The organism is Sediminitomix flava, from assembly GCF_003149185.1.
Taxonomy (GTDB): Bacteria; Bacteroidota; Bacteroidia; order Cytophagales; family Flammeovirgaceae; genus Sediminitomix; species Sediminitomix flava.
Genome location: NZ_QGDO01000001.1, coordinates 913,308 through 927,798, shown reverse-complemented (window position 1 = coordinate 927,798; position 14,491 = coordinate 913,308). Strand labels below are relative to the sequence as shown.

Here is a 14,491-nt window from a genome sequence, read left to right as displayed (position 1 = left end):
CTTATTCTACAAAGCTCTTTGATTTTGCAACCAAAATGATGAATCTTAGTTTAAGAATTATCGAAATTTTTCAGCATACTTTACGAAATAGTAAATACACTTCTTCAATGACAGCAATAAAAGCAGAAATTATCACGATTGGCGATGAGATTTTGTACGGTCAGATTACAGATACAAATTCACAATGGATGTCTGAAAGACTTACCGAAATTGGCGTGAAAGTAATCCGTAAAACAGCCATCGGAGATACAAAAGAGGCAATTACTGAAGCTTTGGATAAAGCCAAGAAAGAAGCTCAAATTGTCTTGATGACGGGCGGCTTAGGACCTACCAAAGATGATATTACGAAGAAGACATTAGCTAATTATTTTGACACTGAACTCATTTTCAACGAAAATGTGTACGAGAATATAGGGCGATTGTTACGACAATTTGGAAGAGAACTTACTGAACAGAATAAAAATCAAGCTGAAGTCCTTAAAATCTGCGATGTACTGCAAAATGAAGTAGGTACAGCTCCGGGCATGTGGATTGATCATGAGGGTTGTGTGTTTGTGAGTATGCCGGGTGTTCCTCATGAGATGAAATTCTTGATGTCTGAGCATGTATTACCTCGTTTGGAGGAAAAATACATTCCAGGGCATATCATTCATAAAGTAATCCGAACGATCGGTATTCCCGAATCAAAACTTTCTCAGATGCTAGAAGATTGGGAATTGGCTTTACCCGAAAATATTGGATTGGCTTATTTACCAAAGTTAGGGCAAGTTCGTTTACGTCTGACTGCGGTAGGAGAGGATAAAGAAGCTATAGAGCTACAACTAGAATCAGAGGTTCTGAAACTGAAGTCTATAGTCACAAAAGGAATTTATGCGGAAGAAGATATAGAGCTGGAAGAAGTTGTGGGCATTATCCTTAAACAACGAGATATGACTGTAGCTACTGCTGAAAGCTGCACAGGTGGAAATGTAGCGAATAAGATTACAGATATTTCTGGTTCATCAGCTTATTTCAAAGGAGGAATTATTCCTTATTCTAATGAAATCAAAATGGATCAATTGGGAGTAAGAGCTGAAACTTTAGAGAAATATGGAGCAGTAAGTGAGCAAACTGCAAAGGAAATGGCTGAAAATGTACGTAAGAAATTCAATGCTTCGGTAGGGATTTCTACTACAGGAATTGCAGGACCAACAGGAGGAACACCAGACAAGCCTGTAGGTACAATTTGGATTGGATATTCTGATGGTAAGAAAACAGAAGCAAAACTTTTGAATATTACGCGAGGAAGAAAAATCAATGTTCAGTACACCACAACAGCAGTTTTAAGGTTGCTTTGGAGTAATTTGGCAAACGAAAATTAAAAGTGATTTTGAAATTATAACACTTGAATTATCTTACTTGTAAACCTTTTTAATGAAATGGCGTTTATATGATCGAACATTCATATAAGGTGATGGTAAAGACATTAGAAACAATCCAGACTCAAAAAGGAATTACTTATGACAGCTTTCATAAAATGATTGCTGAATTGCTTGCTGAAGGCAAAACAACAGGGGAGAATCACAGTGAAGCCATGATTCACTATACGGTGATGAACCAAAAGAGAATGTTACGTCATGATAAGAATTTGAAATTCTCAGATGAAGTAAAAGAGCTTTTCGCAAATTATGACCGAAAAGTACTTTGGGTTGTACTTACAGAGGCTTGGTGTGGCGATGCTGCACACACTGTACCTGTAATGGCTAAGTTGGCTGAATTGAGTGAAAACATCGAACTTCAAATTCTTCTGAGAGATGAAAACTTGGAGTTGATGGATGAATACTTGACTAATGGAGGGCGTTCTATTCCGAAGTTGATTGCTTTTGATGCAGAAACAAAAGAAGAAATCGGAAATTGGGGGCCTCGTCCTGTAGAACTTCAAGAGAGCTATATGCAAATGAGAGCTGAAGAAAAGCCTTTTGAGGAAATTAAAGAGGTATTACAAAAGTGGTATAATAAAGATAAAGGACAGACAACAATTCAAGAGATTGTGAAGTCTGTGTTGAAATAATATAAAAAATGATAAAAGGTTAACTTTTGGTGATTACCTAAGGTTGACCTTTTTTCACGATTAGTATATTGTAATTCATTAAGTAGTGGGACAAATGGAAACGGATATTCTATTCGAAGAGTTAACGAAGCGATCTTCGAATTAAGAAATGGGAATTAGAGTCTTCAGACTCGACATTTTAGCAGATTTTTCGAGTCTGAAGACTCTGCTTTCCATTTGTAAGTTCTTAGAGTTACTCTAAGAACAGTAAAATTTTATCCCGTAATCATTTGTCCTAGTACTTGGAAGACTAATTATTCAAAGATGTCATCACATCATATTGTTAGAGATTATCAAGAACCAAGTCTGATTTGCTGGAAGCTAACAGAGGATGATTTGCCCAGACTTGGAGAGTTGTTGGAATGGAGTCCTGTGGTGGTATGTCATGCAAATACAGCAAAGCAACTTATTTCTTGGGGAATAAAAGTAGACAGAATCTTTTGTTTGGAAGGTGAAGAAGAGGAATTGAAACCGCTGTTGGATAGCTTTCAACCTTCTACCATTCATGATTTTGAATCTTTCGGACTCATCGATATTCTTGAGTTTTTAGGTGAAGACGGACAAAAAGCATTTAATATCTACGGTACACTTTCTGAAAGTGAACAAGAACAACTCTTACAATTGACTCATAAATGGGATATTGTGAGTTATACCAAAGATGGGAAGGGGATGTTCTGTCAAGATACTTTTGAAAAATGGGTACAAAGAGATAGTATTTTTGAACTTCCTTTAAATGTTCAGATGGAAGGACTTAAGCCTTTTGAAGAGCATAAATTCAAGACAGATAAAGACGGTTTTGTGAAATTCAGTGCTCAAAATCCTTTTTATATTTTTCAGTTCGAATGTGAATAATATTGTTTCGCATACCGAGCTTCACGCAATTATTTAGCATTTTTACATCCAATTTCTTTTTGACTATCAAATAAAATGAAGACAGATATTATGGAAGGTTGTTGTATTCCTTTTGAAAAAACAGGATTCTTCTCGAATACTTTTAACGCATATATCAATAATGACCCTTCGGTAAAACCTTTTATACACCGTAGCCCAAGTATTGAGAATTTTCCAGAGCAAATTAAAGATAAAGTCTTTTCAAAAGCACAACGCGAAGTATTGGTGAATTCTCTTAAGAACCAATACGAAAAATATCCTTCTTATACTCCCCAAATTGAGCGTTTATTAGATGAAAATACCTTTACGGTTACTACAGGTCATCAGCTTAATATATTTACGGGACCTCTTTATTTTATTTACAAGATTGTAACGGTTATTGAAGCGGCAAAAGAGCTGAAAGCAAAATATCCGCAATACAATTTTGTTCCTGTTTATTGGATGGCTTCAGAAGATCATGACTTTGAGGAAATCTCGTATTTCTGTATCAAAGACAAAAAATACGTTTGGGAAAATGATCAGACAGGTGCTGTAGGAAGAATGAATCCTAAAAATATTGAGGCGATTTTAGATCGTTTCAAGGATATGCCTGACTTCTTTAAATCAGCTTATCAGAATGCTGAAAATTTGACAGAGGCTGTTCGTGCATACACACATTACCTTTTTGAGAAGGAAGGACTGATCTGTGTAGATGGAGATGACGTAGACTTGAAAGCAAGTTTTAAGTCAGTCATGAAAAAGGATATTTTCGAAAATTTACCGCATCAGTGGGTCGAGGAAAATAATCAGAAAATGGAAGAGGCAGGGTTTAAAACACAAATTTATGCCCGCCCGATAAACTTCTTCTATTTAAAAGGTGAATTGCGTAATCGTATTGAACAAATTGATGAAGATACTTTCCAAGTAGTTGATACGGCTATCAAATTCTCTAAAGCTGAAATGGAAGCTGAGATTGAAAATCACCCAGAACGCTTCAGTCCAAATGTGGTACTTCGTCCGTTGTATCAAGAAATGATTTTGCCAAACCTTTCTTATACAGGAGGACCTGCAGAAGTTGTATATTGGTTCCAATTGAAAGAACTATTTGACCAAATGGAAGTTCCTTTCCCAATTCTACTTCCTAGAAATTTTGCTTTAGTAATTACTGAAGATCAGCAAAGAAAGCTAGCTAAGACAGGCTTTAGTTTAGAAGAGCTTTTCCAAGCAGAGCATTTACTAAAAAGAGAATTTGCTGAGCGAAATACAGATTATGATTTGTCTTTTGAAGCAGAACATCAGATGCTATTCCAAGCTTATGACAATCTACTAGCCAAGGCAAATGAAGTAGATGTGACATTAATAGGTCATATTGAAGCAGAAAAGAAAAGACTAGAGAAGAAATTTGCACACACTTCTCACAAATTTGTAAAAGCAGAACAGCGAAGACAGCAAGAAAGCTTACAACATTTGCTTAATCTGAAATATGAACTTTTCCCTGGCGGTGGATTGCAAGAGCGAAGAGAAAATATGTTAGGATTTTACTTAAAAGATTCAAGTTTCGTGGAGAAGGTTCATCAAACGCTGAAACCATTCGAGTTGAGCTTCCAAGTGATTTCAATCTAGGATTAAGAACTAAAGAAATAGATGAGTAGGGTTTTGATACAAAATCCTACTTTTTTTGTCTGAAAAGCTACCAAGTAGAACTAAAATTACAAACTGAACCTTTACAGTATTGAGGTGGAAAACCAAGTTAAACCCAATACTATGAAAAGAGCTTCTACTGAAAGAATTAACAAACCAGCAAACGATCAGCTGTTTGACAATAAGTTACTCGAATATTTGACACACACGCATGCTTATGTTCCGATAAGTATTTTCTTAGTAGGTTCCATAGGAATGATTTTTTACGGTGTCTATGAAAATCTGATAAGTCCAATTTCTTGCCTAGCAGCATTTATTTCTGGATGGTTACTTTTCACTTGGGTCGAATATGCGGCACATCGTTTTGTGTATCATATGCCCGAGACCACACAATTCAGAAAAGACCTTACCTACAAGTTTCATGGTGTACATCATGATTTTCCAAAAGATAAAAGTCGATTAGCAATGCCTCCAATAGTGAGTACAGTCTTGGCTAGTTTACTCTTTGTGATGTTTACATTTTTGATGGGTAATTGGACCTATGGCTTCTTACCAGGTTTCTTGACAGGGTATGCTACTTATCTTCTAATTCACTACATAGTGCATAGTTATAGACCTCCAAAAAATTTCCTTAGAGTATTGTGGGTTCATCACGGCATTCATCATTACAAAGATCCAGAAAGGGCATTCGGAGTATCTTCAACCTTGTGGGATCATATTTACGGAACCATGCCTATTCAAAAGAAATAATCTTATATCCGAAATTGATTGAAAGTCCATTTTTTAATGGGCTTTTTTATTTATAATGATTAAAAAGTATGTAGACATTTTATATAATTTTTTATAGATGCTTTTGTAAATGTTATATTTGTTCTAATCCATCAAGTTAATCATCTATTACTAGAATTTTACTTCCAAGGATAGAGAGGAGTCTGAATGGTTGTGTAGAATTTGGAAGAGTTACAAAAAGAAATAAAATTTCCTTTTATGAAGGCATATATTGACGAACACAAAGAGCGTTTCACTGAAGAGTTATTTGAATTGCTTAGAATTCCATCTGTAAGTACAGACAGTTCATACAGAAAAGATGTAGAAAAAGCAGCTGAATTTTTAGCTAATCAATTAACGAAAGCTGGCGCTGATAATGTAGAAATTTGCCCAACTCCAGGTAACCCTATTGTATATGGAGAGAAACTAATTGATAGCGAACTTCCTACAGTTTTAGTTTATGGACATTATGATGTTCAACCTGCAGATCCAATAGATTTGTGGCACACACCTCCTTTTGAACCTGAAATCAGAAATGGAAAAATCTTCGCTAGAGGAGCTAGTGATGATAAAGGCCAAATGTACATGCATGTAAAAGCCTTCGAAACAATGATGGCTACAGATAACCTGACATGTAATGTGAAGTTTATGCTTGAAGGTGAAGAAGAGATTGGTTCAGTGAACTTGACGTCTTTTGTTCAAGCGAATAAGGAGAAGCTTGAAGCAGATGTGATTTTGGTATCTGATACTGGAATGATCGCAAAAGATATTCCTTCAATCACAGTTGGATTGAGAGGCTTAAGCTACATGGAAGTAGAAGTAACTGGTCCAAATCGTGATCTTCACTCAGGTCTTTATGGTGGTGCTGTAATGAACCCAATCAATGCGATCACGAAGATGATTTCTTCATTGACGAATGAGAAAGGTGAAATTACAATTCCAGGATTTTACGATACAGTAGAAGAAGTATCTGCGGCAGATCGTGAGGCTATGGCTAAAGCACCATTTGACTTAGATGCTTATAAAGCGGCACTCGATATCAAAGATGTATTTGGTGAGGAAGGTTATTCTACAAATGAAAGAGCTTCTATTCGTCCATCTTTAGATGTAAATGGTATTTGGGGTGGATACACTGAAGAAGGAGCTAAAACCGTAATTCCTTCAAAAGCTTATGCAAAAATCTCAATGCGTTTGGTACCAGGGCAAGATTGGGAAGTGATCTCAGAGCTATTTGCAAAACATTTTGAGTCTTTAGCACCGGCAGGAACTACAGTTAAAGTTACGGCTCATCACGGAGGTTACCCTGCAGTAATTCCTACAGATTCTGAAGCTTATAAAGCAGCAAGTAACGCTTATGAAGAGTCTTTCGGAACAACGCCAATTCCTGTACGTAGTGGTGGTAGTATCCCAATTGTACCAATGTTCAAAGATGAATTGGGCTTGGACTCAATCATGATGGGATTTGGTTTGAATGAAGATGCAATTCACTCACCAAATGAGAGCTTTGAAGTTGAGCTTTACCATAAAGGAATCGAGACTATCGCTTTATTTTACAAGTATTTTGCAAAAAAATAATTAGATAGAATCGATTAAGATTATACATGAGTCACTCCGAAAATTTGGGGTGACTTATTTTTTTCTTTAAGTGTAACTCCTTTAAAAATAGATGATAGGATTATTTTGCTTATTTTTATGAAATAATCACTGTTTCCTTTAAACTGCTGTCTTGAGTTTCGAAATAAAAATACCGCTTTTCGAAGGTCCCTTTGACCTATTGCTATTCTTCATTCAGAGAGATGAAATTGATATTTATGATATTCCGATCTATAAGATCACCAATGATTTTATGGAATATTTATCTCATCTCGAACAAATGAATATCGAAGTAGCGAGTGAGTTTATTCTGATGGCTTCTACGTTGATGAGAATCAAGGCAAAAATGTTATTACCAAGAGTAGAAATTGATGAGGAAGGAAATGAAATAGATCCTCGTGAAGAGCTTGTAAAACATCTACTCGAATATAAAAAATACAAATCTGTAATTGGTGTACTTGAAGAATGGGAAGGAGGAATGCTTAACCGAATTAAACGAGGTAACATTCCAGACGAATTGAAAGAAATAGAGAAGCTTACAGATGTTGAAGCAGAACTACAAGATGTAACTTTATATAAGCTTTTGAGAGTTTACCAAGGGGCGATGAAGAGGTTTATGCAAGAAGATGATAATCCTAGACGTCATGAAGTTGTTCCTTATCCATATACTCTTGAAGGGCAAAAAACTAATCTATTAGAACGTCTTCAAGTTGAAGAAAAGATCGAATTCATTGATCTAATCCGAAAACAATATAATAAGGTAGCAGTCGTATTTAATTTCTTGGCTGTCTTAGAATTGATGTCACTTAACAAAGTGACCGTTGAGATTGGAGAAGGTTATAACAACTTTTGGGTTAAGCCATATCACGGACCAGATATTTTTTAGGAAACGAAGAATTTTCCAATTCAACTTTTTTAAAGAATGACATTAAAATATCTAATTAAATCTTTTTCAGAAGATACTGAATATCAAAATGCAGAGTTGAAAATAAAGTCATGTGAGGAAAGTCTTTATTACCTAAAGAAACGTCTTGATAGCTCTTCTAGAGTGTTTTTTTCAAGATTTGGTGATGGGGAGTTTTTGTTAATGATGGGGGAAAGTACCCGTAACCATATTGGTAGTCCTGCATATAAAAAAGAACTTTTAGAGGCTTTTAAAATAGATAATCCTGATTATTTGATAGCAGCGCCTTTTCATCCTCCTTTAGAGAAAAGTATTTCTAAAGGGGTTTATGAACCATTTGGAGCTAATAAAAAGATTGAATCTTTCATATCAGAAGAATTCAATTTTAATGAAAAAAAAGTTTTTGAGAATCATTTTTTCTTCTCAACTCTTACAGTTTTTCAACCTAAAAAAATAAAGTCATTTTTAGATAAATATATCCGCCCTAAGAAGAAAATGTTCATTGGTGGAGTTCCTAAATCAAGTGCTGAAAAGTTGTATGGGAAAATTGATATTTATGTAGAAACACCAAGAAAAAATGCCTACTCTACAATAGATGATTGGTGGCCAAGTGTGGAGAAAAATGTAAAAGAAGTTGACTTAATTATTACATCAGCTGGAGCGGCTTCAAATGTTGTAGCTAAAAGATTGTGGAATCAAGGTTATAATAAACATGTATTGGATCTTGGCTCTGTGATAGATGCTATTGATAGAAAAACGTCAAGAACATGGATTAGATTAAAAGGTCACTCTGTGTTTAAGCTGTTAGATAAAAAAGATCGACCTGAGTTTTCAAAAACAGAGAAAACGAAGTTTTTAGCAAAAGACATTAAGTTCTTTTTAAGGAAACAGTTTATCTAGAATAAAAAAGCTAGGGTTATTAAGGTAACTCTAGCTTTTTTATCCAATCTTATTTTGTTTTCTGTTCACTGTTTCTTTTAAAAGTTGGATGTTTTTCTCAATGTTAGGGTTAGTGTTCATAGGGTGATACAAATGGTATGTATTTGCTGCGAAATTAAGTTTAATACCTCTAACACTGTTATTGATAAGTCTAATCGCTAATTCATTATCCTCTTTTCCCCAACCAATAAACTTTTCATTAAAGCCTCCAACTTTTTGTAAATCCTTCTTCCAGAAACTCATATTACAGCCTTTTGCTTTATCGAATGAGAGACCTTTTTTAGTGAAAATTTTAGCTAATAAGGTTGAGTTTATAGTATTTAATCTATTCTTAATTCCTTTGCTAAAGTAGTGTATTGGGGTAAGTCCTTCCTTTTTGACAGTACTAGATTTTTCTTCTGACAGAAGAACCCTTGAACCTTGTAAAAAGAAGTTCTTTCTGGCCCATGTTTTATGGTCTTTTATAAATGATGGGTGCAAAATTATATCTCCATCAATGAAAATAATATAGTCTCCTTTAGCTTGTGCGATTGCTTTATTTCTAATTTTAGCTAATCGAAATCCTTTATCTTCTTGCCAACAGTGCTTAATTGTAAAGTTCTGTTTTCTGAAGTTTTGAATAAGATTTGCTGTTTCAAAATTAGAGCCATCATCGGCAATAATTACTTCATATGGCTTCGTGATTTGATTTTTTATACTTTCAAGAACACAAGCTAAAGAATCTGGAGAATTGTAGGTGGAGATAATTAAACTAACTTTCATTACCCAAGAACAGGCTCTTTAATATCAATTTGATTCAGGCCATTTTTACAAAAAGCTAATTTTGCATCTATTTTACCTTGCAACATTTTTGCATTTTTAGCCTCATTTTCAGGCTTTCTTGAATTATCATGAAATAAATGGTAAACAATTGCTTTGTTCTTTATTGATTCCATTTTAATTCCAATTTGTTTCAATCTCCACTCAATATCGGTGTCTTCTCCAGCTGCTGGGAGTACATAATCATTGTCAAAGCCATTAACTTCTAATAAGTGCTTCTTTTTTATGCCCCAGTTGCAGCCTAATAAACCTTTTTGCTTTTTAGAGAACATAATTGAGAAATTAGGAGAGTAAATCCCTTCTTTAACTTTCCAAGAATCTGAAAATAAAAGAGAAGCCAGAGAGAATGATGTCTTTTTGGATGACTTTATTTTTGAAGTAAGAGTATCCCCTAAGTTGACTCTTCTTCCAAAAAGAATGACGTTGTCTTTAAAGTTCTTGATATAATTTTTCACAAAGTGTTTGTGAGGAATACAATCACCATCTATAAAAACAATATTCTCAGTAGTTGAAGTCAGTATAGATTTATTCAGCATAATATTTTTTCTAAATCCATCATCAATATCTTGATTGACATGATGAATCTTGAAAAAATACTTTTCTCTAAAAAGAGTAAGCTGGGTAATTGTTTCAGTATTTTGGTCATCCTCAGAAATAATAACTTCAAATCTATGGTCAGATTGATTATTTAAAGCATCTAGAACAAGTTTGAGGTTTTCTATTTCTTTGTAATATGAGATAATAATTGTAATAAGTTCCTTTCGATTCATTGATGTGATAGTTATTTATACTCGGTACTAGCCTAGAGAATCAGTATAAACTTTTAGTGTTTCTTTACTGATGTTATTTAGGGAGTACTTTTGTTTTACAAGCTTATATGCATTTTCAATAATTTCTTCTTTTAGTGATTCATTATTTAGAACTTCTTCAACATATTTAGCTAGACTTTTTGAGTCTTTTTTTTCTGCTAACATTCCCGTTTTTCGATGGAAGACAATATCTTCATTTCCTCCACATTTAGTCGAAACAACAGGCTTTTTGCACAAAAAGAAATCAAGAATAGTAGAGCCTAAGCCTTCCGATAAAGAAGTAAAAAGTAGAAGATCTAATTGAGGTATAAATGCATCTATTTCTTTTATAAATCCTGTAAGAGAAATATGTTCTGTTAAGTTTAGTTCTGCAATTTTAGTTTGAATTTCTTTTTCCAACTTTCCACTGCCTACAATATAAAAATGAACATCATCTCTGTTTTGTAATATTAAGTTAGCTGTCTCTATAAAAGTGTTATGATCTTTTTCTTCAGTAAGAGCAGCTACGTATCCAATTTTTGTTTTATTTTCTATTAAGTTAAAATCCTTTTTTTCAGTAGTTTCAAATTTGTGAGTGTCTATGCTGCTAGGGATGATAATAGTTTTATCAACCTTAAGCGTTTTCTGCATTTCTTTTTGTACTGCTGAAGAAATACAAATAATTTTTTTTATTGATGGGTGATTGTATTTGAAAAGTGAGAGCTTCCCTTTCACGGGGAACAATACTCTTCTGGTTAAAATTACAGGTATGTTGATGTTAAATAAGGCATTACCCAACACAGCAAAAGTTTGTGATTTAGAGTCATGAGCATGAATAATGTCAATTTTTTGAGTTTGACAAATTCGTTTTACTTCTTTAGCCCAGCTCAAGCTTATGCTACTAGGTTTTGGTTTTACGTGTGTTGTAGCAACAGATGTATTGACTCTACTAGATATTTCAGAGTTTTCAGAACAAAGTAAATGTTGGTTGATGCTTTGAGTTGATAGGGATTCCATCAAATAGTAAACCTGTCTCTCTCCCCCTCGCCATGTCATAGATGTGGCTATATGTAATATATTCATGAAAGCTTCTGTAGGACTAAGTACTAAAAATTGTATGTAAAAATTCAGAGTAAACGTTTTGTTGCTTATGTACTTTTAAAAGTAGATGAAAGCAGACAGATTACTTTTTATTTGTATTTCGTGAAATCCAGAGTCTGATGTAGCGACTAGCTACAGCGTATGATTGACAATAAGCAATAATAAATCCAATCATACCATCCTTATATCCTCTTTGAAGGATGAAATGTTTAAAGAAACGAACAGCAGGCTTAATTCCTAGATGATAAAAAGTGATTTTTTGAGTATCCGAATAGTCTTCAGCTTGCCAAGCTGCATAGCGGTTTAATTTGGCTAAATAGTGATCAAAACTCACATAGGTATTGTGAATGAGTCTATTTTTTAACTTGCCAACTTCTCCATCTGCAATTATTTCAGCATGTACATGCTTGTCTTCATACCTACACTTACTTTTCTGAAATAATCTGATTACTCTATCATTTTGCCATCCGCTATATTTAACTTCCTTACCTAAAAAGTGATTTCTTCTGTATATCCAATAACCAGCTTTGAGTTTATCGCCCTTAAGAATCTCTTTTATTTCCAATTCAAGTTCTTTGGTAACTCTTTCATCTGCATCGACCAAAACAATCCATTCATGTGTAGCTTGAGGAATTGCCCAGTTTTTTTGAGATGCAGAGTTTTCATATTCTCTCTGTAAAATGAAATCAGTGTATTCTTTAGCGATTTCAACAGTACGGTCTGTACTAAATGAATCTACAACCATAATTTCATCTGCAAAAGAAACAGACTCAAGAACCTCTCTTATATTATGTTCTTCATTTTTGGTCGGGATAATTGCGGTAATTTTAGGTAATGTCAAAATCAGTTAGAAATTCGATTGTCAATCATTTAAAAAGCTTGAAAATATATCTTAGCACAGCTCAATACTAACACATCACAAATATCATAAGATTGTTCCTAATTATAAAAGATTCTCCGAATATTAAAAATGTAAAGGTTTTTAGTTTTGGAAGGATGTAGTTTTACTTTAGTAGCTAAATAAAGGCATTCAGTAAGAATATCAGCATTTACTTCTAAAAAATACTACCTTTGCGAAGGTGAAAATTATTGCATTTTTAAGATGCATAATTATGATATATTAATATGAAGACATTCAAACGGTTATTACAGTTTGCTCAACCTATAGGAGGGTTTTTAACTCCATATATCCTGTTATCAATTTTAGGAAGTATTTTTAGCGTAGCGAACTTCGCTATGATCATGCCCGTTCTAGATACCATTTTCAATAGCTTAGGAGACTCAGCTAAGCCTGAAAAACTCATGGTTTTGGGCGATTTCGAATGGTATGATCTTACAAACTGGAAAGCTTATGGGTATCAGTTTCTTAATCAGATGATTGCGGAAGGAGGAGATGATGCCAAAATGAAAGTTCTATATTATGTGTGTGGAACAACGGTGATTTTCTCACTTTTATCAAACTTACTAAGATATGCTACTGCTCGTTTAAGAGAATGGATGCGTGCTAGAACTGTTGCTAGAATTCGATCATCTATTTTTGATAAGGTAGTTTTGATGGATAATGCCTTTTTTAGTTCTGCTCGTAAAGGAGATTTGATGTCTAGAGCAACGAATGATGTACAAGCAGTAGAAGGGGCTATTATGCATGGTATCACAACTTTTTTTAAAGAGCCGATACAGCTGATTATCTTTTTCTATGCTCTTTTTAATATCTCAACAGATTTAACGCTATTCGCTTTTATTCTTATTCCAGTTTCTGGAGGTGCAATTTCATTTATAGCCAAGAAGCTCAAAAGGCACTCTAAGAAAACACAAGAAATGGCGGCAAACCTATTGTCTATCTTGGATGAAATGATAGGGGGTATGCGTGTTGTGAAAGCTTTCAACTCTGAAAGCTACATGAAGGAAAAATATGAGGTAGAGAATAAAAGATATGTCCGCTCATTCCAAAAGGAGGCAAGCCGTAGAGAATTGGCTTCACCTTATTCAGAAGTAATGGGAGGTGTATTTATTTCTATTTTGATTATAAAAGGTGGAAGTTTAGTACTTACAGATGCTAGTCTGACAGGTTCAGAATTTATTGCATACATTTCTTTATTTACTCAAGTATTGAACCCAGCAAAAGCAATTGCTGGAGCTATAGGGAATATTCAAAGAGGTCTTGCAGCAGGTGATCGTATTCTTGAAATGTTGGATGTAGAAATCGAAATCAAAGATAAAGAGAACGCGAAGACGCTTGAGGTATTTGATGATAAGGTTTCTTTAGAGAATGTATCTTTTGCATATGAAGATAAAAAGGTTCTTAAAAATATAAATCTTGATATTCCAAAAGGAAAAACGGTCGCTTTGGTAGGTCCTTCTGGTGGAGGAAAATCTACCTTGTCGGATTTAATCCCTCGTTTTTATGATCCTACTGAAGGTAAAATCACAATTGATGGTGAGGATGTAAAAGACTTCACATTACATTCCCTTCGTGAGAAAATGGGTATTGTAACTCAAGAATCTATTCTTTTTAATGATACCATTTTTAATAACATAGCTTTTGGCACATCAAATGCTAGTAGGGAAGAAGTAATAGAAGCAGCGAAAATAGCTAATGCCCATGATTTCATTATGGCAATGGAAGATGGTTATGATACAAATATTGGCGATCGAGGAATGAAACTTTCTGGAGGGCAGCGCCAAAGGTTGAGTATCGCTAGAGCGATTTTCAAAAAACCTCAAATCTTAATTCTAGATGAAGCAACTTCTGCACTTGATACAGAGTCAGAGAAGCTAGTTCAGAAAGCATTGGAATATTTAATGCAAAATTGTACATCTTTGGTTATTGCGCACCGACTAAGTACAATTCAGCATGCAGATGAAATTGTAGTGATTAAGGACGGAGAGATAGTTGAAAAAGGTACACACGATCATTTACTATTACAAAAAGGAGTTTATCATAAGCTTCAATCAATGCAAAAAATGTAATTCAGAATA

13 protein-coding genes are annotated in these 14,491 nt (G+C 34.3%); 9 read left to right on the top strand and 4 right to left on the bottom strand.

What is annotated here, in order from left to right:
• Positions 1-107 precede the first annotated feature (107 nt).
• The 8 genes from BC781_RS03525 (at position 108) to BC781_RS03490 (ending at position 8,765) form a co-directional block, all read left to right on the top strand.
• The gene (locus BC781_RS03525) at positions 108-1,361 is read left to right on the top strand and encodes a competence/damage-inducible protein A (RefSeq protein ID WP_109616580.1); all 1,254 of its coding nucleotides are present in this window, start codon (positions 108-110) and stop codon (positions 1,359-1,361) included.
• A gap of 68 nt (positions 1,362-1,429) precedes the next feature.
• The gene (locus BC781_RS03520) at positions 1,430-2,050 is read left to right on the top strand and encodes a thioredoxin family protein (RefSeq protein ID WP_245935573.1); all 621 of its coding nucleotides are present in this window, start codon (positions 1,430-1,432) and stop codon (positions 2,048-2,050) included.
• A gap of 303 nt (positions 2,051-2,353) precedes the next feature.
• Entirely contained in the window at positions 2,354-2,941 is a 588-nt protein-coding gene (locus tag BC781_RS03515) for a hypothetical protein (RefSeq protein ID WP_109615860.1), read from the top strand.
• Between the two features lie 75 nt (positions 2,942-3,016).
• Positions 3,017-4,582 (top strand): bacillithiol biosynthesis cysteine-adding enzyme BshC, encoded by a 1,566-nt coding sequence (bshC, locus tag BC781_RS03510; RefSeq protein WP_245935572.1) that lies wholly within the window; start codon positions 3,017-3,019, stop codon positions 4,580-4,582.
• Positions 4,583-4,723: 141 nt separating this feature from the next.
• Positions 4,724-5,350 carry a sterol desaturase family protein gene (locus BC781_RS03505; RefSeq protein WP_109615859.1) on the top strand — a complete coding sequence of 209 codons (627 nt, stop codon included), beginning with the start codon at positions 4,724-4,726 and terminating at the stop codon, positions 5,348-5,350.
• Positions 5,351-5,587: 237 nt separating this feature from the next.
• Positions 5,588-6,943: a dipeptidase gene (locus BC781_RS03500; protein ID WP_109616577.1), complete on the top strand. Its 1,356-nt coding sequence runs from the start codon at positions 5,588-5,590 to the stop codon at positions 6,941-6,943.
• Between the two features lie 151 nt (positions 6,944-7,094).
• A complete protein-coding gene (locus BC781_RS03495; RefSeq protein ID WP_109615858.1) occupies positions 7,095-7,847 on the top strand; it encodes a segregation and condensation protein A in 753 nt (250 codons plus the stop codon).
• Positions 7,848-7,883: 36 nt separating this feature from the next.
• Complete coding sequence (locus tag BC781_RS03490) at positions 7,884-8,765, top strand: GT-D fold domain-containing protein (protein ID WP_109615857.1); 882 nt, start codon at positions 7,884-7,886, stop codon at positions 8,763-8,765.
• A gap of 39 nt (positions 8,766-8,804) precedes the next feature.
• Here BC781_RS03490 and BC781_RS03485 read toward each other — a convergent pair whose 3' ends face one another.
• The 4 genes from BC781_RS03485 to BC781_RS03470 form a co-directional block, all read right to left on the bottom strand.
• Entirely contained in the window at positions 8,805-9,566 is a 762-nt protein-coding gene (locus BC781_RS03485; protein WP_109615856.1) for a glycosyltransferase family 2 protein, read from the bottom strand.
• Complete coding sequence (locus BC781_RS03480) at positions 9,566-10,393, bottom strand: glycosyltransferase (protein ID WP_109615855.1); 828 nt, start codon at positions 10,391-10,393, stop codon at positions 9,566-9,568. Before BC781_RS03480 ends, BC781_RS03485 begins: the two co-directional genes overlap by 1 nt.
• A 27-nt stretch (positions 10,394-10,420) precedes the next feature.
• Positions 10,421-11,467 (bottom strand): glycosyltransferase family 4 protein, encoded by a 1,047-nt coding sequence (locus BC781_RS03475; RefSeq protein ID WP_262510259.1) that lies wholly within the window; start codon positions 11,465-11,467, stop codon positions 10,421-10,423.
• 127 nt (positions 11,468-11,594) lie between these two features.
• Positions 11,595-12,353 (bottom strand): glycosyltransferase family 2 protein, encoded by a 759-nt coding sequence (locus BC781_RS03470; protein ID WP_109615853.1) that lies wholly within the window; start codon positions 12,351-12,353, stop codon positions 11,595-11,597.
• A 284-nt stretch (positions 12,354-12,637) separates the two neighbouring features.
• On the opposite strand from BC781_RS03470, the gene BC781_RS03465 reads away from it, so the two are divergent.
• Complete coding sequence (locus tag BC781_RS03465) at positions 12,638-14,482, top strand: ABC transporter ATP-binding protein (RefSeq protein ID WP_109615852.1); 1,845 nt, start codon at positions 12,638-12,640, stop codon at positions 14,480-14,482.
• The last annotated feature ends 9 nt before the right edge of the window (positions 14,483-14,491 follow it).

Bases quoted from the DNA above. Each gene is read 5' to 3' on its own strand.
- BC781_RS03490 (WP_109615857.1), top strand. From the start codon at position 7,884: ATGACATTAAAATATCTAATTAAATCTTTTTCAGAAGATACTGAATAT.
- BC781_RS03505 (WP_109615859.1), top strand. From the start codon at position 4,724: ATGAAAAGAGCTTCTACTGAAAGAATTAACAAACCAGCAAACGATCAG.
- BC781_RS03515 (WP_109615860.1), top strand. From the start codon at position 2,354: ATGTCATCACATCATATTGTTAGAGATTATCAAGAACCAAGTCTGATT.
- BC781_RS03465 (WP_109615852.1), top strand. From the start codon at position 12,638: ATGAAGACATTCAAACGGTTATTACAGTTTGCTCAACCTATAGGAGGG.
- bshC (WP_245935572.1), top strand. From the start codon at position 3,017: ATGAAGACAGATATTATGGAAGGTTGTTGTATTCCTTTTGAAAAAACA.
- BC781_RS03500 (WP_109616577.1), top strand. From the start codon at position 5,588: ATGAAGGCATATATTGACGAACACAAAGAGCGTTTCACTGAAGAGTTA.
- BC781_RS03475 (WP_262510259.1), bottom strand. From the start codon at position 11,467: ATGACATGGCGAGGGGGAGAGAGACAGGTTTACTATTTGATGGAATCC.
- BC781_RS03520 (WP_245935573.1), top strand. From the start codon at position 1,430: ATGATCGAACATTCATATAAGGTGATGGTAAAGACATTAGAAACAATC.
- BC781_RS03480 (WP_109615855.1), bottom strand. From the start codon at position 10,393: ATGAATCGAAAGGAACTTATTACAATTATTATCTCATATTACAAAGAA.
- BC781_RS03525 (WP_109616580.1), top strand. From the start codon at position 108: ATGACAGCAATAAAAGCAGAAATTATCACGATTGGCGATGAGATTTTG.
- BC781_RS03485 (WP_109615856.1), bottom strand. From the start codon at position 9,566: ATGAAAGTTAGTTTAATTATCTCCACCTACAATTCTCCAGATTCTTTA.